At 67.9% G+C, this 21336-nt stretch carries 13 protein-coding genes and 2 pseudogenes; 5 read left to right on the top strand and 10 right to left on the bottom strand.

What is annotated here, in order from left to right:
• Nucleotides 1–74: 74 nt before the first annotated feature.
• Nucleotides 75–188: pseudogene (locus NP4_RS43575) on the top strand (DUF8821 family protein); the annotation flags it as partial.
• A gap of 94 nt (nucleotides 189–282) precedes the next feature.
• Nucleotides 283–537, top strand: coding sequence for a DUF8821 family protein (locus NP4_RS43150; RefSeq protein ID WP_507762155.1), 255 nt, complete (start codon nucleotides 283–285; stop codon nucleotides 535–537).
• Nucleotides 538–543: 6 nt separating this feature from the next.
• On the opposite strand, the gene NP4_RS42060 is transcribed toward NP4_RS43150, so the two are convergent.
• Nucleotides 544–966, bottom strand: a complete 423-nt coding sequence (locus NP4_RS42060) for a hypothetical protein (RefSeq protein WP_211335787.1) — start codon at nucleotides 964–966, stop codon at nucleotides 544–546.
• A 109-nt stretch (nucleotides 967–1075) separates the two neighbouring features.
• Here NP4_RS42060 and NP4_RS42065 point away from each other — a divergent pair, with 109 nt between their 5' ends.
• Complete coding sequence (locus tag NP4_RS42065) at nucleotides 1076–1387, top strand: GNAT family N-acetyltransferase (protein ID WP_245997147.1); 312 nt, start codon at nucleotides 1076–1078, stop codon at nucleotides 1385–1387.
• Here NP4_RS42065 and NP4_RS04940 read toward each other — a convergent pair whose 3' ends face one another.
• Nucleotides 1388–3505 carry a prolyl oligopeptidase family serine peptidase gene (locus NP4_RS04940; protein ID WP_067992492.1) on the bottom strand — a complete coding sequence of 706 codons (2118 nt, stop codon included), beginning with the start codon at nucleotides 3503–3505 and terminating at the stop codon, nucleotides 1388–1390. It abuts the gene before it with no gap.
• Between the two features lie 230 nt (nucleotides 3506–3735).
• Between NP4_RS04940 and NP4_RS42070 the strand changes: the two genes are divergently transcribed.
• Nucleotides 3736–3876 carry a hypothetical protein gene (locus tag NP4_RS42070; RefSeq protein ID WP_211335791.1) on the top strand — a complete coding sequence of 47 codons (141 nt, stop codon included), beginning with the start codon at nucleotides 3736–3738 and terminating at the stop codon, nucleotides 3874–3876.
• 29 nt (nucleotides 3877–3905) lie between these two features.
• Here the strand turns inward: NP4_RS42070 and NP4_RS04950 are convergent, their stop codons facing one another.
• The gene (locus NP4_RS04950; RefSeq protein ID WP_067992495.1) at nucleotides 3906–4199 is read right to left on the bottom strand and encodes a hypothetical protein; all 294 of its coding nucleotides are present in this window, start codon (nucleotides 4197–4199) and stop codon (nucleotides 3906–3908) included.
• Nucleotides 4200–4389: 190 nt separating this feature from the next.
• Here NP4_RS04950 and NP4_RS39645 point away from each other — a divergent pair, with 190 nt between their 5' ends.
• A complete protein-coding gene (locus NP4_RS39645) occupies nucleotides 4390–4698 on the top strand; it encodes a hypothetical protein (RefSeq protein ID WP_114755509.1) in 309 nt (102 codons plus the stop codon).
• Here the strand turns inward: NP4_RS39645 and NP4_RS04955 are convergent.
• The 7 genes and pseudogenes from NP4_RS04955 to NP4_RS04985 form a co-directional block, all read right to left on the bottom strand.
• Nucleotides 4662–6050 carry a flavin-containing monooxygenase gene (locus NP4_RS04955; RefSeq protein WP_169813655.1) on the bottom strand — a complete coding sequence of 463 codons (1389 nt, stop codon included), beginning with the start codon at nucleotides 6048–6050 and terminating at the stop codon, nucleotides 4662–4664. The genes NP4_RS39645 and NP4_RS04955 overlap by 37 nt on opposite strands.
• A 4-nt stretch (nucleotides 6051–6054) precedes the next feature.
• Nucleotides 6055–8388, bottom strand: a complete 2334-nt coding sequence (locus NP4_RS04960; RefSeq protein ID WP_114755510.1) for a KR domain-containing protein — start codon at nucleotides 8386–8388, stop codon at nucleotides 6055–6057.
• On the bottom strand, nucleotides 8385–9740 hold the full coding sequence (locus tag NP4_RS04965; protein ID WP_067992504.1) for a cytochrome P450: 1356 nt from the start codon (nucleotides 9738–9740) through the stop codon (nucleotides 8385–8387). The genes NP4_RS04960 and NP4_RS04965 overlap by 4 nt, the downstream gene beginning before the upstream one ends.
• 1 nt (nucleotide 9741) lies before the next feature.
• Entirely contained in the window at nucleotides 9742–15372 is a 5631-nt protein-coding gene (locus tag NP4_RS04970) for an SDR family oxidoreductase (RefSeq protein WP_067992507.1), read from the bottom strand.
• Between the two features lie 15 nt (nucleotides 15373–15387).
• Complete coding sequence (locus NP4_RS04975) at nucleotides 15388–16779, bottom strand: acyltransferase domain-containing protein (RefSeq protein WP_082875540.1); 1392 nt, start codon at nucleotides 16777–16779, stop codon at nucleotides 15388–15390.
• Nucleotides 16780–16930: 151 nt separating this feature from the next.
• A complete protein-coding gene (locus tag NP4_RS04980) occupies nucleotides 16931–18151 on the bottom strand; it encodes a lipase family protein (protein WP_067992515.1) in 1221 nt (406 codons plus the stop codon).
• Between the two features lie 72 nt (nucleotides 18152–18223).
• Nucleotides 18224–21336 (bottom strand): annotated as a pseudogene (locus NP4_RS04985) (hypothetical protein); the annotation flags it as partial.

Here is a 21336-nt window from a genome sequence, read left to right on the forward strand (position 1 = left end):
CCGGTCACCGGTTGTACGCGAGACGACTTGTAGGGTTTGCCTACCAACGGGACATATACGCGGAGGTGGACCTCATGACCTATGCCGTGGACTTCGAAACCGTATCGACCGTCGGCCTGGAATCCTCGCCGGTCGCGGAGGCGCTCGCCGGTCTGCGGGCGAACGAGGCGCGATACTTCAAGAACAAGTACGACCACGTCTTCACGGTGGAGCCCGCGAGCAAGGCGAAATCCACCATCGACTGGGTGCACCTCGATCCTCGAGGAGGAACGCGGCATCGTCATCACGTCCCGACCGCTCGAGGCCACGGCCTTCCAGGTCGAGGACATTCGAATCGCCTATGTGTTCTACGAGAACGGTTTGTCGATCAACGTGATGTACACCGTCGACGACGCGAAGAAGCGAGCGGTCGGCTTCAAACTCTCCGAGGGCATGGAGGTCCCCGCGGAACTGGCCACCTTCAAATTCGCCAGGCAGAAGTCGAAACTGGCCGGAACCATCCGCGGCTCGTACTTCGTCATCAAGAACGAGTACTGAGCCACATCAGCGCGGCCGAGACGGGGTCCACCCGACGATCTCGAACAGCATCCCGGCGATCGCGGCCGTCTGGGTGAGATACACCCCCGTGGAATCACCCCATTCCGTCATCACCTGTCGCGCGATCCCGGCCACGAGGAAGACGGCGAGAACAATCAGGGCACCGATCCGCTTGTTCGTCCACCGTTTCCACGGACCGTCCGACACCGAGGGCGGCTGCATGAGCGTCACGAAGTACCACAGGCACGCGACAATGGCCGTCAGGGCGAACAGCCGTTCCGCTGTCCGATCACCCCAGTCATGGCTGACCACCACCCTGGCCAGTGCGCTCGCGTACAGTCCGACAACGACAACCGCACCGATCATCCTGAACTTCAACCATCGTCGGCGCTGCCCATCGGCCACGACCGCCCCCCTGTGCGCATCCACAGCGCGAGCCTACCGCGCGGCGAGATCGACTGCGGCGCAGATTATCCGGTACTCGCATGAGAAGGGCTTACCTGTCGGATCGAGTGCTGCTGCCCTAGGCCCGCGCGTTATGGGAAGGGCTTGCCGCCGCCCCTGTCGGCTTCTACCCGGGTCGTGTCAGCGTGGTGGTCTCGCCGGAATCGGCGATGTGCCCGTTCGGGAATGGCCCAGCGCCACAGCGCACGTCTCGGTACAGACAGCCCCAGACCAACGCCGACGAGGGCTGGCCCGAATCGTCGCCACCGCAGCCGTGAAACACGCACTCGCCCAAGGCTTCATCCCGCAATGGCGAGCCCGCACCGGCGCGTCCGAATCCGTCGCCCGCGCCCTCGGCTTCCACGAACTGGGCTCACAGTTGAGCGTCGAGGTGGGATCGGACTGATCAGAGTCCGAGCGAGCGGCGCAGGAAGTCCAGTTGCAGGCGCAGGAGGTTTTCCGCGACCGATTCCTGTGGCGTCATATGCGTGACGCCGGACAGGGGCAGGACCTCGTGTGGTCGACCGGCGGCGAGCAGGGCCGAGGACAGGCGCAGGGAGTGGGCGACCACCACATTGTCGTCGGCGAAGCCGTGGATGATCATCATGGGGCGATGCGGCTCGGCCGCGTCGACCAATCCCGCGTCGTCGATCAGTGAGTTGCGGCGGTAGACATCCGGTTGCTCACCCGGGTGGCCGATGTAGCGCTCCTGATAGTGGGTGTCGTAGAGGCGCAGGTCGGTGACCGGTGCGCCGACCACGGCCGCATGGAACACATCCGGGCGGCGCAGCGCTCCGAGTGCGGCCAGATAGCCGCCGAACGACCAGCCGCGGATGGCGACCCGGTCCAGATCGAGGGGAAACTCGCCCGCGAGCCCCTGCAGCGCGTCCACCTGATCCTGCAGGACGATCGCCGCAAGATCGTCGCGAATCTCCTTCTCCCAGAGCGGGGAACGCCCCGGGGTGCCGCGACCGTCGGCGACCACGACCGCGAAACCCTGATCGGCGAACCACTGCGAGGTGAGATGCGGATTCCACGCGGCGAGCACTCGCTGGCCGTGCGGACCGCCGTAGGGATCCACGAGAACGGGCAGCGGTGATTCGCCGTCATAATCAGTGGGAAGCAGGACCGCGCACGGGATGCGTCGTGCGCCGCTCTCGGTGAGGGTCACATTGGGCGACAAGGCGGGATCTTCCGCATACGAGGCGATCGTCGCCACCGGCGCTCCGTCGCGAAGCACCCGCACCTGTGTGCCCGGCCCCTCGAGCGTGGCGGAGGTCAGCACGGTGACATCGCCGGCGCGCACCGCCGAATGCACCCCGCGCCCACGCGAAATACGTTCCACGCCAGCTTGATCGACGCGATAGACGTGCACCTCGCCGGTCTCGGGGGCATCGGCTTCGCTCCCGGCCGACGCGGTGACCAGCACATCGTCGCGACCGGCGTGCAGCACCGACCGCAGGTGCAACCGCGAATCCGTCAACGTCCGGTCACCGACCACGAGCACCCGCGCATCACCCTCGTCGGCGATCCGCACGAGATCTCCCAACGGGTTCCAACACGGCGCCCCCGGAAACAGATCGAGCCAAACCGGATCCTGCTCCGCGTGCACGATCCGGGTCTCCCCGGTCTCCGGCGACGCCGCCAAGATCAACTGACTGCGCTGATCGCGTGCCTGTACCAGCAGCAGCGGCGCGCCCGCCTTCGACCAATGCACCTGCGCCAGATACGGATAGCGCGCCCGATCCCAGCGCACCTCGGTGCGTGTCCCGTCCAGTCCGATCGCGAACAGCCCGACGTCCGCGTTGTCGGTGCCCGCCGCCGGATAGGCGACCCGCTGCGGTTCGCGCTCGGGCCGGGCCGGGTCCGAGATCCACCAGCGCCGAACCGGCGTATCGTCCACGCGCGCGACCAGCAGCCGCTGCGAGTCCGGCGACCACCAGAAGCCCCGGGAACGACCCATCTCCTCGGCCGCGATGAACTCGGCCAGCCCATAGCCGACTTCGGCCGACTCCGGTTCGGCGAGCGCCCGCTCGTCCTTGCCCTCGGCGCTCACGACCCACAGCGCGCCGTGCGCGACATAGGCGATATGCCGACCGTCCGGGGCCGGACGCGGATCGATCACCGGCCCGGCGGCCGGAAGCTCACGGGCCGCACCCGTCGCCAACTCGGTCACGAACAACCGCCCGGACAGGGCGAACGCCGCCAATTCCACGGCGTCGTCGGTGGCATATCCCACGATGCCCGCACTGCCCTCGCGGCTGCGCTCGCGCCGCGCGCGCTCCTCCGGCGGCAGATCCTCGGCCTCGCCGCCCAGCAGCACCCGCGGATCGGCCGCCACCCGCTCCTCGCCTCGCGCCACATCGAGAACCCACACGGAATTCGCATTGTCCGTACCGGAGGTGGAACGCAGGAACACCACCCGCGCACCATCTGGCGCCACAGTGAAGGCCCGCGGCGCACCGAGCGTGAACCGCTGGGTGCGCGCACTACGGCGAGGGAAGGAGTCCGGCGTCGTCGACATTCCCCCGACCTTACCGGCCGTCCCCGATATCGTTCCAACCACGCGGGACTCGCTCTGCCGGTAGGTGTTTCGACTCCCACACAACCTCGGCGACGAATATTGTCAACCGATGCGCGATCCCTACCACGACAACGCCGCGCCACCCGTCGTGGGGTCTGCGATTCGCCGAAGCCTACGAGGCGGCCGGTGGGGTACTGGCCTCGGCAGCGAACGACCGGCTCTACTGGCAGGTGCGAGACGCGCTGGCATTCGCGGGTGAGGTGGCCGAGGTGACACGGCCCTGGCGGGCGGCCGGGCGGACAGAGCTGACGACGCGGGTCGTGGAGCAGCGGCTCGACGCCTACCTCACCATTCTCATGCGTCGCGCATGATACAGACCGCGCGGTTTTTATTTAGTGGTTCACGCGGTCAAATTGCCCTGTTGAGCGAGGGTGAAGCCGCCTTCGCCGTTGGCGTCGACCCCTGTGCCGAGGATCTTGTCGTCCAGGAAGGCCGCGGCCTGCTCGTCGAGGAAGATTCGCGAGCCCTCGGCGTTCATCACCCGGTCCCGCTCGGCCGGACCGTCGGTGACCGCGAGTTGCAGCGATCCGGCGCCGTCGGCGCTGGAGATTCGCAGCCCGGCGTCTACCGGCGCGCCCTCCCCGGAGGTGAGGGTGCGCACGGCCTCGATAGCGGTGGGAGTGAGGATCAACATGGGTGTAGTTCCTTCCTGCCGTCGTTCTCGTACGGTTAACCATCAGCTACCCCGGCAAACCTGATCTCGGCTGTGAAGCTGGGATTAACCGATGTGAAGTAGGCGACCCGATCCGTAACGGATTCGTCGAAGCGGGCGACCAGTTTCGGTGAGGCAGGATCATCTGCTCACTCACCGAGGGAAAGACATCGTGGCGAACATCATCACCAGACTCGCACTGTCCCTGCGGAATTCCCGCGGCGCGACTGCCGAACCCGCCCGCCCCGCCGCACCCGCTGGATCCGGCCATCCCGCCACGGAACCGTTCCGGCGCATCGTGATCGACCGTACCGGCCACCCGAACCAGGGCTGCCCCCACTGCCACGCCGGTGTCGATCACGTCTACGCCCAGTGCCCCGCCGCGCCGAACGTCTCGCCCCTCCGCGATCTGCCCGAGATGCGACGAAACGACCGGCCCGGGCGTCACGACACCAAGGAGTTCTGCGCGATCCGGCCGTAGTCGGGCGTCACGAACCGAGGCGGCGCGACCGCCAACTGCTTCACCGACCGCCGCAGCCGTCGACGGTAAGCCACATGGTCGACCTGCAACCAGTGCCGTTCGGAGCGATAGAAGGCGATGCCGCCGTTGAGCTTCGGCCCGAACACCGGATTCGCCTTGGCCGCACTGAATTTCGCCACCCGTCGCGGATCGGTGCGGGACAGATACAGGTACCTGGCCATGATCTGCGCTTGAAGGTCCATCAGAGGCCAGGTGCCGGTGGCGGTTTGGAAGTAGCCGATGAGGAACAGATTGTCGTAGTCGGGGTGGAAGGCGTGCAGGTGCAATCGCGGGATCGGGCCGTCCGGCCAGTTGAGGTACTCGCGGTCGATGAACGGGAACCGCGCCTGGTGATAACCGGTGGCGTAGACCACGACATCGATCCGCTCCAGCGAGCCGTCGGTGAAACGCACCCGGTCGCCACATAATTCGGCCACCTCCGGCTTCACACCGATATCGCCGTGCCCGAGGTGGTAGAGCAGCGTCGAGTTCATCACGAAATGCTCCTCGAGCAGTTTGTGCTCGGGGCGCGGCAGTCCGTAGCGCACCGGATCGCCCGCACTGTTCAACCGCAGCAGCGGTTTACCCATCGCCCGCACCATCGGTCGCGGCATGCGGAATTTGAGCACCAGCTCGTAGTAGGCGTCGGTGGGAATGCCGAACATGTACTTCGGCCAGATGTAGTTGCCGCGCCGGACGCTCAGGAAGGTCTCGGCGGCGGATTGGCAACTCTCCGAGGCGATATCGCAGCCCGAGGTCCCCGCGCCCACAACCAGCACCCGCTTACCGCGCAGCATCTCCGGACCCCGGTAGTCGATCGCGTGCAGCTGCTGTCCGTGGAACACGCCCGGCAGCCGCGGACGCCGCGGCGACCAGTGGTGCCCATTGGCGATGACCAGCCCGCTGTAACGCCGTTCGGTCACACCCTCCGGTGTGCGCACCGCGACAACCCATTCCGGTCCCCCGTCGACCCGGCGAACCGATTCCACCGAACTGCCGAACTCGATATGCTCGCGAACCCCGAAATGATCCGCGTAGGACCGCAGATAGGACATGATGTGCCGCTGGCCGAGATAGGTCGGATACTCGCGCGGAATCGGAAAGTCGGTGTACTGGATGAACGGTTTCGAGGTGATGAGATGGACCGACGGATAGGCCCCGCTCGTCGGGCAATCCGCATTCCAGGTGCCGCCGACATCGCCCGCCCGTTCGATCACATCGACCGCGATACCGTATTCCAGCAGATTCTTCGCCGCCGTCAAACCCGCGGCTCCCGCGCCGATGACGCAATACCGATCGCTCCGATCCACCATCGAATCACCCTTTCCCATAACGGATTCCATGAACCGACAGCCGCACCAGCCCTTCCGGGGTGTACGCGGTCGAGGTGTCGCCCTCGACCGCGACCCGGCCCGCGGAACCGGACAGCGCGCCCGGGATATCGATCGAGTCGATACTCAGCCAGCGCACCGCGGGATCCGCGTGCCGCTCATAGGCCGCGCGCAGCAGCGTTTCCAGCTGATTGAGCGGCAGTTCGGGTTCCGGCGCGGGCACCACGAACGCCAGATCGCGCGCCCGGTCCGCGTCGACCTCGGCCGTGCGGGCATCGAAGGCCCAGTGCCCGAGCCGGAACGCCTGACCGTTCCATTGCAGCCGACGCACCGTATGCTCCGGATCCGGCACGCCGATCGCCTCGAACCCCGAGGACAGAAAATCGATTCCGCATCCGTAGCGAAGGGTCGCACCGGCCACCGCGACCCCGCCGCGGCGGATCCGCACGAGCACCTCCCAGTTGCGGTCCGCACCCCACCGCCCCTCGGCGGTCGCTCGCAGCCGCGCACCGGATTCCCCGACCGCGATCGTGGCGAGATCGATCCAGACATCCCGGATCGCCGCCAGCGCCCGCCCGTCCCCGTCGGGCTGCACCCAATCCCCCAGCGACCGAATGAATTCGAGCAGCACACTCAACGGAATCGCCGGACTTCCATCCACCCGGAAGTCGGCACACGCGGGAGCCAGCTCCGCCGCGAAATCGACCTCGGTCTCCAGCACCGCCGCGGCCGCGAACCGAATCGGCTCGCCCAGCAGGACCAGTCGATTCACCAGACTGCCGATACCGGCCAGATCGGCCGCGGGCGGATATCCGCGCAGCAGCGTCGGCAGCATGGCCTTGCCGAGTTCGCCGACGAAGGTGAACTCGCCCGCGGTGCCCGCCCGGATCTCGTTGTCCCAGTGTCGAAGCCCGTCCTCGACCCGCATGGCCGACGTATAGGCCAGGGCCGCTCGGTAATTGGTGATGATGCCCAGCCGCTCCCAGGTGGGCCAGCACATCGTCGCCACCGGGACGTGTTCGGCCCACATCCCGATCCGACTCATCGCGTCATTGGCCGCGCCGTATTCCAGCTGTCCGGTCATCCCGCCCCAACGCCCGGCGAGCGAACCGGCCGAGCTGAAGAAGCGCAGCCGCGGCCGGTCCTGCAGCGCGGCAAGCAGATTCAACAGACCGGTCACCTTGACCCCGACCGTGCGGCGAACCACCTCCGGCGTCTTGGCGGGCAACCGGATCGGAGCGTCGAGGCCCGCGTCGTGCACGACACCGACCAGGCCCGGCCCCGCCGCGTCCAGCAGCGCGCGCACCTGCTCCGGATCGGTCACATCGCACCGGTGATAGACGATGTCGAGCCCGTCGGCCCGCGCATCCGCCAGTCGCGCGGCCAGTTGCCGATTCCATTCGGCCCGTGACAGTTCCGCCCGCGTCTGCGCCAGGGTGCGCTGCCGGGCCGCCTGAATGAGTCTGCGATCGCGATAGTCGCGAAAATCCTCCGCCGACAATCCGATCAGGGGATCGTCCGGCTGCGGCAGCGGCCGTCTGCCACTGATGATCACGCGGCACAGGTACCGCTCGGCCAGATGACGGGCCAGCGCGAACCCGATCCCTCTGCCGCCACCGGACATCACCACGACATCGCCGGGCCCGAGATCGATCGCCGGTTCCGGAACCTCGGCTCGAACCGCGGCTAGGGTGCGGCGGCGGCCGTCGAGGTAGCCGATCTCGAAGGGACCCCAGCGATACAGTTCCCGGCAGATCGTGGCGGCCATCGCCTCGTCGAGGGGTTCGACCATCGACTCACCGGCGGGAAAGTCCAGTACGCGAATGTTCACATTGTCGAATTCGCGGGGCAGCCCCTTCGCCAGGCCGGCCCATAATCCGCCCAGCGGCTGGGCGATGGGCCCACCCGAATAGCCGTGGCAGCCGTCCAGTCGAGTCACCGCGAGGTAGAACAGCCGCTCGGCGGCGGATTCGGCGTACCAGTCGTCATAGCAGCGCTGCAGTAGTTCGATCGTCTGCCACAGTTGCGCGTCCCAGTCTCCCGGCCGCGCGAGGCGGAAGACGCGTTCGATATTCAGATCCACGATGCCATCGATGGGTCCGACGGCTCGATGGAATTCGCCCGCATCGCCCGATGGCCTCAGTCGTGACGGCGCGGCCCCGGCCCCGCGCAACGCCGCCAGCACCCGATGCGCGGATTCGTCGCTACCGCCCAGGACGGCGATTCGGCGACCGAGCAGCCGCGGGCTCGGCCCCTCCGGCACCGCGGCGAGTTCCATTGGACGCCAGACGAATCGGCGCACCGGCAGGACGCCGCTCACCGATTCCTCGCGGTGATGTGCAGGTCGACGCCGCGGGCGGGTCGCAGCGAGGCGGCCGTCCTCAGACTCACGGTCGCGCCGGGAGCACGTCGAATCGTGAACCGGGATACCAGCATCGCCAGGGTCAGGCACATCTGGGTCACGGCCATCATCTCACCGACGCACTTGCGCTGCCCGCCGCCGAACGGGAAGTAGGCATACTTCGGTCGATCACGCTTGGCGGTCTCGGTGAACCGCTCCGGTTCGAACCGCTCGGGGGCCACCCACAGATCCGGATGCCTATGTGTCACATAGGGACTGAGAAATACGCATTCACCCGCCGGGACATGCCAGCCCTCGATCTCGTCGGCGGCCACGGTGGCACGGGGATAGATCCAGATCGGCGGATGCAGCCGCAGCGCCTCGTCGAGCACCATCCGCGTGTAGGTGAGCTCGCGCAGATCCGCCGCGATCGGATCGCGACCGCCGAACGCCCGCCGGGCCTCGTCGACTATGCGCTCCTGCGTCTCGGGCGCGTCGGCCAGTTCCCACAGCGCCCACGCCAAACCCGTTCCCGCCGTTTCGTGTCCGGCCATGAGGATGGTCATCAACTCGTCGCGCACATCGTCGTCGTCGGCGGTGGCCAACAGCAGATCCACCAGATCCGGCGGCCCCGTGTGCGCGCCCGCGCGGTGGTCGGCGATGACGCGGCCGACCATGGCGTGCAGTGCGGACCGGGCGCGGGCGGTGCGCAGATTGGACGGGAACGGCACCCAGTCGGGGAACAGTTCCGGTATGCGGCCGCGGTACACGATCGCCTCGATCGCGGTGTTCATGGCCGGGCCGATCCACGCGGCGTCACCGTCGAGGTCGGTGCCGAACAGGGTTCTGCCCAACGCGCCCAAGGTTATTCGCATCATCGGCGCGACAACGTCACCGGAGAAGCCGTCGCGTCCACCCGATTGCCAGCCGTCGAGCACCCTCGCGGTGGACGACACCATCGTGTCGACCATCGTCTCGATCGCGTCGCGGTGGAACATCGGATTCACCACCCGCCGCCGCGCCCGCCAGACCTCGCCGTCGGTGGTCAGCAGCCCGTTACCCATGAAGATCTTGAAGCGTTCGTAGCCGATGCCGCGGACGTAGTTGGCGGCATTGTCCTGCAGCACGTGTTTGATGCCGTCGGGATGGCAGACCAGCGTGGCGGTCATCAGGCCCAGCGGCAGGCGGACGGTGTCGCCGTAGGTGCGGCGCAGCGATTCGAACAGGCCGGGGCCGTTGCCGCGCAGGGCCTGTATTTGACGCGGAACCCGCAGTGCCCCAGCCGGTCCCGGGGGCAGCCCCCGCGCGGCGCGGATATCGATGACGGTCATATCACTCGGCTCCCTTCAGATATCCGGTGGTGGTCCAGTGCAAACCCGCGACGGTCAGGACGATCCGGCCGTCCGGGCGCACGGCCGCGAATCGGTTGTCCGGGCCGTCGGTCGCGACGGCGTACAGGTCGATCGGCCCGTCGCTCGCCACGCGCGCGTCATTGGTGTGCTCGTACAGATCCAGTCGATCGATCCGCAGCGGGGCGGCCACGGGCACGCGACCGGCCCCGTCCCCGGCCGAGAGCACACCGGTGCGCAGCAGGCCGTCGAGCAGGACCACCGGGACGCGGAAGCGGGAGAAGGTCGGGTCGTCCGGGGCCAGGCGCGGATCGTAGGTCGAGCGCTTGCCCAGCGGATGCAGTCTCGTGGCGCGGGTCGACTCGAAGACGCCGGTCAGCAGGACCGGGGAACCGTCGCGGTGATAGGGATCGACCACCGGCTGTTCCTCGGCCGAGTACCACGGCGTCCAGTGCGGGGCCGGGGGCACGGTCGCGGCCATGAGGACCGTGGCGGTGAAGTGCACCCGGTCGCGTACCAGCACGGTGCCGTCGGGCGCGACCACGTCGCCGGTGACCTCGATACCGACGCGCGCCTGTCCCGGATCGTCGCGCTGTCGCAGGACCTCGGCGCGAATCCTTTTGAGCACGGGGCGATCCGCGGCGTACACCTTCAGGAAATGGTGGAACGTCACATCCTCGAAGGCGTGCACGCGCATGGTCGGAACCAGCGCGCGGGCCGCCTCCAGCGCGATCTCGGTGACGAACGCGCCGGGCAGCGTCGGGACGCCGTTGACACGGTGATCGCTCAGATAGCCGTCGTACCGCAGATCGAAGGTGTGCTCGTACACCGACCAGGCTCGACCGTCCGCGACCCCACCCGCCACGCGACGGTCCAGGTAGTACGGGCGCGGCGTCGGTCCCAGAAAACCGGGCAGCAGCGCGTCCACCGCGCCGTATTCCGCGGTACCGAGATGCGCCACATAGGGACTGGGCCGCGCCGCCTGCAATTGGCGAACGAAATGGTGAACGCCCTCCTCGGTCGACATATTCGAGTACTGGCCGGTGCGGTCGAAATACGCCTTGGTCAATTCGTTCGCGCCCAGCCCGACCTCACCCCAGAGCGTCCAGCCTATGGTGAACTCATGGCGGCCCGAACCCGCCGCGGCCAGCGCCGCGGTGCCGAGGAAGTCGTTGGCCGAGGCATAGTCCACCTCGCCGATCTGGCCGGTGACCCCGAGCAGCGAGCCGAAGTTGCACCAGATGCGCGGCGGTCGATTCGACAGGGCGGCAACGAGATTGGTGTAGGCCAGCAGTTTGGTATCGCGGATCGCGCGGAAGGCGCCGAAATCCTTGACCGGGATCGGCGCCGGGCGGTTGAGACCCGCGGCATTGATCAGCAGGTCGATGCGGCCCGTGGCGGTGTGAATTCGATCCATCGCCTGCTCGACCGCGTAGGCGTCGCGGACATCGCACGGGAGGTATTCCACCGCGGTGGCCCCGGCGTCCTGGATCCGGCGCAGATTGCGGAGGGTTGTGCGCGCGTGGGCGATTCGCTCGAATTCGGCGTTCAGTTCGCGCGGGGCGGCGGCCGGGTTCTCGGTTCGCCGATCACGCATGTATTCCCTTTTGGCGGCGGCGAATTCGGCATCGGTGAGGTCGAGGTAGCGCGCCGGGACCGCGTCGAGTTCGGTGCTGCCGAGCACAAAGAACCGGCCGCCGAAGTCGCGGGCCAGCGCCGCCGACAGTTCGGCGGTGATCCCCCGGCCTCCGCCCACGGCGACAATGACCGAACCCTGTTCCAGGCGTGGGGTTTCGGTGCGGGCGTCATCGAGGACCGTCAGCCGAGCCCGATAGCGGGCACCACCGGCGTAGTAGGTGACGGGCGCGCAGCGGTCGAGCATGGACTCCGTCGCGACGGTCGCGCGGCCGGTTTCGAAGTCGCCGTCGGTGACCAGTGCGAAGGTGGTGCTGCGGGGTCGTTCGAGCGCGGCGACCTTGATCGCGCCGGTGAACAGGCCCACATACGGATGGGGTGTGGTCGCGGTGAGGGCGTGGGTCAGCAGCGCGACCGTGGACGCGTCGGGTTCGGCCAGTTGGTTCGAAAGATGTTGTGCCACCAGGAACCACAGATCGTGGAGTCCGCGCAGCGCGTCCGTGCGGTCGGTGTCGACCGCGCCGGACAGGTCGGCGACCAGGCGCAGATGACGCGCGTGAGGCACGTCCTTCAGCAGTTCGGCGACGACCTCCGGGCTCACTCGCGGCAGGCGGCTCGACGACAGCACGATGGTTCGCTCGGATATCACCATGCCGCGCAACACATCCGGGTCCTCGACGAGAAGGATCGTGGTCGCGTCGGGCAGGAACTCGATCGGCGGGCGCACGGCGGTACCCGGCTCCGGGGCCAGTTCCCAGGCGTGGCTGTCGACGCCGGTCGACAAGGATCGGCCCGCGTCCGGACCGCTCACGCGAATCGCGGCGTCGGGTGCGCCGTCCTCGCCGTGACAGCGCACGATCGCCTCGCCGCCGGACGCGACCGATCGCAGGGCCGCGAGGACGCCGAACGCGCCCTCGCCGCCGAGGAAATTCGGGCGCGCGCTGTCGGTGCGCGCCCCGCACTCGATATCGCCCGCGGTATCGGCGGCGACGGGATCCAGGAAGCCGAGGATCGACAACCCGGACTGTTTCGCGGTCTCCTCGGTGGTCATCGCGAGCAGGAACGCGCCCTCCGCGATCGGAGCGTCGGCGGGAAGCAGATCGCCGAGCAGTGCGCGCTGTTCGGCGGTGGTATTGCCATTGATCCCGCCCACCAGCGCCATTCGCAACGCGCCGGTGCGCAGGTAGCGGGCGGCCACGTCGATGGCGCTCAGGGCGGCGGTGAAACCGGTGTCGACGGTCATGTTCAGACCATTGAGGCCGAAGTAGTTCGACACGCGGGCGGGGATGACATTCGGCATCATGCCGGGGAAGGTGTTCTCGGTCGCCGGGGGTGTCAGGGCGCGTACTTCCGCGGCGATGTCGGCGAGCATGGGCTCGAGCCAAGGTTGGTCTGCCAGTGCGGGATCGGCGCGCAGCGCGGCGGCGGCGTCGTCGAGGTAGCAGCGGGTCGCGTAGAGTGTGGCATTACGGGTTTCACCGAAATGTCCGAGCAGTACGCCGATTTCGGCTCGGTTCTCCGCCCAGAACGTGCCGAGGCGGGTGTGGATGTCGCGGGCGCAGGCCAGGATCATGAGCTGACAGCGGTCGATCGCGCGCATCAGGCCGGGCGGCAGTTTGACCTCGTCGAGGGTCGGCAGGGGGTAGTGGTCGCCGAAGCTGGTCGTGGGTTGGGCCAGCCATTCGGCCGGATCGCTGGCACCGGGTAGATGTGAGGCCACCGCGACCACCGCCAGTCGTCCCGGCGCGGGTGTGGCCGCCCGGCGAATCCGTGCGGCGGTGCGCCGACCGGGCGCCGGGGGTTCCTCGATCACGAGATGGGCATTGGTGCCGCCGAATCCGAAGCCGGATACGGCCGCCACGCGCGGTTTCTGCCCGCCGGCGGGCCAGGGCACCGCCGACTTCGGAATCTCCAAGTTTCCGGAGTCGATCATGAATTCCGCTGGGGCGTGGTCGAATCGGTGCTGCGGCGGAATGAGTTCGCGTTCGAAGCCGAGCAGCACCTGAATCAGCGAGGTGGTTCCCGCCGCCCACCCGGTATGTCCGATGACCGATTTGTTCGACGTCACCCGCACCGGTTCGCTGCCCGACATGGTCGCCCGCAGCGAGGCGAACTCCGCGGCGTCCCCGGCCGGGGTTCCCGTGGCGTGCGCGACCACCCAGTCCGGGGCCGTCTCCCCCGTTCGCGCGCGCCGGATGGCCAATTCCTGACCGGCCGCGCTCGGTGCGTAGATCGCCTTGCCCTTACCGTCGGAGGAGGCCCCGAAAGCCTTGACGACACCCAGGATTCGATCACCGTCGGCGCGAGCCCGGCGCAGGGTCTTGAGTACCACCGCGGCCGCTCCGTCGGAGAACAGCACGCCGTCGCTGGATTTGTCGAAACTGCGCACCTCACCGCGCTCCGAGAGCCCCTGCAATTTCGCGAACAGTACCGACCCGCGCGGCCCGACCGCGAATGCCCCACCGCAGACGGCGATATCGTACCGCCCGGCCAGCAACCCCTCGAGCCCGAGATCCACCGCGTACAGCGAGGACGAACACGCGGTATCGATCATCATCATCTCGGTATCGGCGGGCAGCAGCCCCGCCATCGCACCCGCGCCGACCTGATGCGGAAACACCCGCTTCGCATCGATCACGCTGCGCGGATACCGCGTCCGCAATCGCGCCTCGACCGCCGCCAGTCGCGCCTCGATATCCTCGACTCCCTTGCGCCGCAACGCTTCCCGGGCTCGGTCCAAAAGCCCTGCGACTACGGTCGCCTCCTCGGCGTGCTGATTGCCGTCGGCGGTATAGCCCACCAGGAACCCGAACCGGTCTCCCGGCCGCCGTGCCACCGAATCCAATGCCTGCACAACGGAATCGCGCAGCCACAACGTCGTGGATTCGACCTCATCCGTTCCTCGCCCCGCCGCGTCGAGTTCGGCGGCCAACCTCGGATGCGGCACGAAATCGGTGATGAAGGCCGAATGCCGAGAATAGGACTTGTCCTCGGCTCCGCGATCCGGCGAATAGAAGTTCTCGTTGTCCCATCGCCCCTGGGGCACGTGAACGAACCGCTGATCCCCCGCGACCAGCTCGCCCCAGAACTCCTCCACACCGTTGGCTCCCGAAACCGTCACCCCCATACCCACGATCGCCACGGCGTCGGAGTCGTCCTCATCATCCTGTGGGGCAGCGTGATTCGGATCCGGGCTGCTTTCTCGCGGCGGCGACAGCAGCGCCGCGCCGGTGGAGAGGCCGCCGTCGGCCAGCAGGATCTGACCGGTGACCCAGCTGGCGTCGGACGAGGCGAGGAAGGCGACGATACCGGCGAGTTCCTCGGGGGTGCCCAGACGACGGAGAGGCGTCGCGGCGATGATGGCCTGTTGCATCGCCGCGGCATCGGGAAACTGTTCGGCGACAGGGGTTTTCAGCATTCCCGCGGCGGCGGTGTTGACCCGGATGCCGTATTCGGCGAACTCCACGGCCAGGTAGCGTGTCATCGCCTCGACGGCGGCCTTGGCGGGCCCGCAGGCCAGGTAGCCCGACATGACGAATTGTCCGCCGCCCAGGGTGGAGACATTGACGATATTCGCACCCGGGCGGTGCTTCATCAGCGCGAGAGCCCGCCGCGAACATCCCAGTCCGCCTTTGAGATTGGTCTCCAGCGCTCGGTCGAGCATGGTCTCGTCGACATCCGGGCCGAGCGCGAGGCGACCGTCGGCGGCATTGTTGACCAGGATGTCCAGCGCACCGAATTCCGCGGCGATCTCGTCGAACATGCGCTCGCGCTGCTCGGCGTTCGCCACCGACGCGCGAATGATGTGGGCGCGCCCGCCCGCCGCCTCGATCGCGGCCTTCGTCGCGCGCGCCGCCTCGGGCGAGCGGAAGTGGTTGATCACCACCAGCGCACCCTCCGCCGCCAAGCGCAGGGCGATGGCCCGGCCCACACTGCGCGCGCCGCCCGTGACCAGCGCGATCTTTCCGTCGAATTGCACGGTGGTCTCCGCTGCCTACGCCGCGGCGATCAGATCGGCAATGCGCCCGAGGGTGTTCAGCTCGCCGATTTTGACATCGGTGGGCAGCGGCCCGAGTTCGTAGGCGTCGCCGATTCGCATGAGTAGTTCGGTCTGCTTCACCGAGTCGACGCCCAGCTCCGCTTCCAGATCGGTGTCCTCGTCGAAGACCTCGGGCGGATATTCCAGCGCGTCGGCGTAGAGCACGACCAGCTGCTGGAAAAGCTCCTTCCGGGAAGGGGATTCGATCGGGGCGGGCGTAGGCTCGGGTTCGAGGGTCGCGACCAGGACCGGTCGTTCGTCCGGTACCGCCGGACCCACCGCGGCCGCGAATTCGCTGATCGTGAGCTGGGCAACGCGCTCCACGCATGCCGTCCACAGCCGATCGAACTCCTCCGCGGCCAAACCCGGCGCGAGCGCCAGTCGCACGGATTCGCGCTGCGAGCCCGTCGGTCCCGCGACAACCTGCGGTAGCCCCGAATCCTCCAGCAGGGGTGCGACTCTCACCGCATCGCCGAGGACATTGCGGGCGATCCTGCCGAGTGTGTCCAGCGCACCGCATTCGACCACCGTGTCGATCCGCAACGCCCGCAGGGCATCCGCGAAACGGACCCGCCGTGCCAGATGTCCGGCCAACGCCACGTTCAGATCGTCACCGTCCCGGTAGGCACGTCCGAGAATCGGTGAGTAGACCTCGACGCGCGGCCGCTGCCACGGAATATGCCGAATCCGCGCGGCGAAATCGAACGCCGCCTCCGACAGTATCGGGCTGTGGAACGGATACGCCGATTTCAACGACGTCGCGCCGATCCGAAGCGCGGCGGCGATCGCCTGCGCGGTATCGAGCGCCCCGCGCGGACCGGCGATCACCGTCTGCGCGGCATGATTCTCCACCGCGACCACCGCCCGGGGATCGCCGATCAACAGCAGAATCTGTTCGACCGCAGCCACATCGGCGCTCAGCGCGAGCTGGTATCCGTCGATCTCGCCCAGTGCGCGCAGGGCCGCACTGCGATGACAGACGATCTCCGCACCCGCGGCGACGGAGTAGGCTCCCCCGCACACCAGCGCGGCGACCTCACCGAAACTGTGCCCCACCAACACATCCGGTCGCATGCCGCAGGCCAGCGCGAGCCGGTGGGCGGCCACCGACGTGCCGTAGATCGCCAATTGCAGCAGATCCGGATCCGTCCGCAACAGCTCATCGATGCCCGGAGCGTCAGCGGCGCACAGCACCGCCGACACCGAACCCGCCGAAAATCGCTGCGCCACTTCATCTATCTCGCGCAGGACTTCACGAACCTCCGCCCGATCCCGCACCGCAGTCAAGGCGCCCCCGGCATATGCCCCCTGCCCGGGAAACAGCGCAGCGCTCCGTGTCACCGTCATCGCGAACCTCTCCAGCGTCGAATCCGACAATCCACTTCCAGAGATAGAGCCCAGCCAGCCTATGGCAAATATCTAGTTAACTTGTCGGCGCGAGCGCCGATTGTCCGCCCGGACCCCGCTTTCGCCCCTCGCTACCTCCCCGGCCCGCCGCCTAGGCCCGGTCGAGGTGGTCGGCCAGCCAGGCCAGCGCCATCGGCGCCGCCATGGCTCCGGACGAAATATGTTCGGCCAGTGGCAGTCTGACGTAGGTCAGATCGACGCCGCGGGCGCGGTAGTCCGCCGCGAGCCGGTCGTTCGCCTCGGGCAGCGCGACATTGTCGTTATCGCCCACCGCGAGATACAGCGGGGCTCGCGGCGTGCCCAACCGCCCGGCGCGAATCGACTCGACCACCGCGGCCACGGGCGGAGGGTCCATCGGCCAGATCCTGCCGACCGTCGCGTCATGACCGTCAGCGAAGGCGTAGCGGGCCAGCACATCGGTATTGCACATATCGCCGAGTTCGCGATCCAGATCCGGATCGGTGAACAGCGCGGGCAGATGCAATTCCGGATAGGCCCGCGCCAGGCCGAAGACCGAGGACATATCGATGCCCGCGAACGGGCCCTTGTTCATACGTCGTCCCGAGGCCGACAGATCCATCGGCATGCCCACGACCACCACACCCACCAGATTCAGTTCCGGCGCATAGTCCGGGGCCAGTTCGGCGGCGAATTCGGTGCCGCGCGCGCCGCCGGAGTAGCCGAGCATTCCGACCGGCGTCTGCGCCGACAGTCCCAGCGGAGCGAAGTTCAGGGCGGCGCGCACGCCGTCGAGGGTGTTGCGGCCCTCGACATACGCCGCGGTGAAATGGTTGTAGGGCCCGAGGAAATCGGGCACGACGACCGTATAGCCGCGATCGAGCAGCGCCACCAGATTCGGCAGCTCCGCGATCATTCCCGTGGACGCCAGGAACGCGGTGCCCGCCCGCAGCTGATAGGAGGGATTGCACCGATCGCTCAGCGCATCGATCCACGGATCGAACGCCACCAGCTTCGAGATCCGCGCGCCGCCGACCGGTTGGAGAATCGTCGCCACCGTCGTCCAGGGCGTGCCCTTGGTGTCCTGGCTGACATATTTCACCTGCCAGGAGGTCAACGGCGCGCTGGTGGGAATGTCTCGCACCTCGATCGGCCTGCTGTCGAGGACCTCACCCATCCGGGCGTCGGCGAGCGAGGGCGGCTGCGCGTAGAACGGATCCTCGGACGGAGCGGGCGGGAGCCCGGGCGGCAGCGCATCGGCCACGGGCGTGGCGATATGGGCCGCGATCACCGCGACGACGAACAGGATGAACGCGAGAATCCTTGTCGCCGGGCCGGTTTGGATGCGGGTCATCGTGAGTCCTCGGGGGGTCGTCGGGAATTGCCGGGGGCCGGTCCCGGTGAGACCGGCCCCTCGGTCAATGGATCACAACGTCACGGACACGAGCCGGTTGGCCGATACGCGCACCGGACCTTCCGTCACACCGGCCCCGACCGTCGGGAGCGCGGGAGCGGACGGAACAGGTTCCGCCGCAACCGGTTTCGGACTCAGCAGATCCTGCAGTCCGGCGACGACCTGCGCGGTGGTCACATCCGCCCCGGCCCGCTTGCCGAGACCGCGGCCGCGCGAGCTCCGACTCGACTGCGTCCCGGTCGATTTCGACACCACGATCAACGGCAGCGCGATGATTCCGGAGCCCAGGAGGATGAGCAGGCCGAGCACGACCAGCGCACCCACTCCGACGACCACGGCCACCGGACCGGCCGCCACCGAGACGCCCAACACCACCAGCGCCGCCAGGGCGGCGACCGCGAGCAGCGCGAGGAACACCGGCGAGGCCAGCACCACCAGACCGATCGCGATCGCCGGGAATACGAAGATCGCGATCGGCAGGAACAATACGAACGGAATCGTCAGCACCGCGGCGACCGCGGTGACGGCCAGCGCGATCGCCGCGACAGCCACGGCCGCAACGATTCCCACGGCGATGGCGAGGATATTGCCGACCAGGGTCACCGCGCCCAGCGCGATCAGGACCGCGGCGATACCGACGGCATCGACGAGCCAGATCGCGGCGACGAGCACGATCGCCACCGGGATGGTGATCAACCACAGCGGCGGGAACAGCGCGCTCACCAGGAGCAGGCCCGCCGCGAACCCGAGGACGGTCACGCCCCAGACGATTCCCATTCCGACGGCCCCGAGCGCCAACAGGGCGGCGATCCCGGTGCCGACGGCCATCGTGGTTGCGACCATGGCCAGCACATTGAACAGCATCGCGCCGAAGATCAGCGGAGAGGCCAGCACGGCCAGCGGCGGGCAGAAGATGGCCAGCAACAGCGCACCGATCAGGTTCGCGACGATGGTGACCAGCGCCAGGGCGGACCCGGCCACGAACACCCCGCCGACGACGACAACCGCGGCGACGAGCATCGCCAAAATGAACGCTCCGCCCTCGACCAGCGTCTGCAGCGCCGCACCGATGCAGAGCGCGGCCAACGCGACCGCCACGACCGCGGCCAATACGACATCCGCGATCAGGATGAACGGAATCGCCCAGGGCATGATCACCATGAGCGGCAGTGAGAGCAGCAGTATCAGGGCGGTGAGACCGGCGATCACCACCAGCCCGATACCGACCGACAGCAGCGTGGCCACCATGCCCGCCGCGAGGCCGACCAGCAGCACACCCACCCCGATGGCGACCGGCAGCCCGACCAGCCCGAGGAAGAACAGTGGAGCCAGAAACGGCCCGATAACCGGCAGGCCGAGGACCAGCAGCACCGAGGCGACCGTACCGAACCCCAGCGCCACAACGATCGCCACCAGCGCGGCAATGGCGAGCAACTTGCCCACGAAGGCCACGGTATAGGCGATCAGCACACCGGCAACCATCAAAATCGCCACCCCGACGATCACCAACGCCAAATGCACGAACACGAACACGATCGACCCGACGAACACGATCGGCGCCAGCACAACAAGCGCGACCAGCACAATCGGAGCCAACACCAGCGCACCCACCCCCAGCACCGCCGCAACAATTCCGGCAAGCACCAGCCCACCGATCACCAACGCACCCAAGGCAAGCGCCGCCAGCCCCAACAGAATCGGACCGCCAATCACCACCGCCGCAATACCAGCAGCAATGAGGCCACCAACCACCAAAGCACCCAACGCAAGCGCACCCAGACCCAACAGAATCGGCCCACCGACCACCACCGCCGCAATACCAGCAGCGATCAGACCACCAATTACCAACGCACCCAACGCAAGCGCCGCCAGCCCCAACAGAATCGGCCCACCAATCACCACCGCCCCCACAGCCAGAGCGCCCAACCCCAACACCACCGCCGCGATACCCGCAACGATGGGGCCGCCAATCACCAACGCGCCCAGGGCAAGCGCACCGAGCCCCAACAGGATCGGACCACCCAGCACAATCGCACCCGCAATCAACGCCCCGATACCCAACACCGCGGCAAGAATCGGACCACCAATCACCAACGCGCCCAACGCCAGCGCACCCAACCCCAATAGGATCGGACCACCGAACACCAACGCGCCCAGGGCAAGTGCTCCTAGCCCCAGCAGAATCGGACCACCCAGCACAATCGCGGCCACGATCAGCGCTCCGATACCCAGCACCACGGGCACGGCGATCGCGGCGGCGATACCGGCCAGGACGAGTCCGCCGACAATCAGCGCTCCGATTCCCAGCACCGCCGCGGCGATACCGGCCACAATCGGGCCGCCGATTACCAACGCGCCCAACGCAAGCGCACCCAGACCCAACACCGCGGCAGCAATGCCCGCAAGAATCGGACCACCGAACACCAGCGCTCCCAGGGCGAGCGCTCCGATTCCCAGCACGGCCACGGCGATACCGGCCACAATCGGGCCGCCGATTACCAACGCGCCCAACGCAAGCGCACCCAGACCCAACACGGCAGCGGCGATACCCGCGAGGATCGGGCCGCCGAACACGACCGCGCCGACGACCAACGCACCCAGACCCACTGCGGCGGCGGCGATTCCGGCGAGGATGGGTCCGCCCAGCACGACGGCGCCGAGGGCCAGCGCACCCAGGCCCAGCACCACGGGTGCGGCCAGTACCGCCAGCAGCGGTAGCGCGATGATCGCGCCGATGACCAGGACGGGGGCGAGCACGATCGCGCCGACGATCAGCAGTCCGATCACGACCACCGGCACGATCACCAGCAACGGCACGATGAGTACTCCGCCGATGACGATTGCGGCACTGTGCATCTGGTTCGGCAGCAGCGCCCGCACGCCACGCAGCACGAGATCGCGCAGCGGCGCGAAGATCGAGCCGGGGTTGGCGACGGCATTGAGCACCGGGCTGATGAATCCGGCGAAGGGCGCGAGGGAGGCCATCAGCGTTCCGGATCGGACGACCTGCTCGAGCGCGCCGAACAGCGCGGTCATCGGCAGAGATCCCGCGGCGACGGCCGCCAAGGTCGGAGCCGCCTCCCGCAGGACCGGCGCGAAGTGCATGAGCACCGGCCGCACCACCT

This window comes from Nocardia pseudobrasiliensis NBRC 108224 (assembly GCF_001613105.1).
GTDB classification, from domain to species: Bacteria; Actinomycetota; Actinomycetes; order Mycobacteriales; family Mycobacteriaceae; genus Nocardia; species Nocardia pseudobrasiliensis.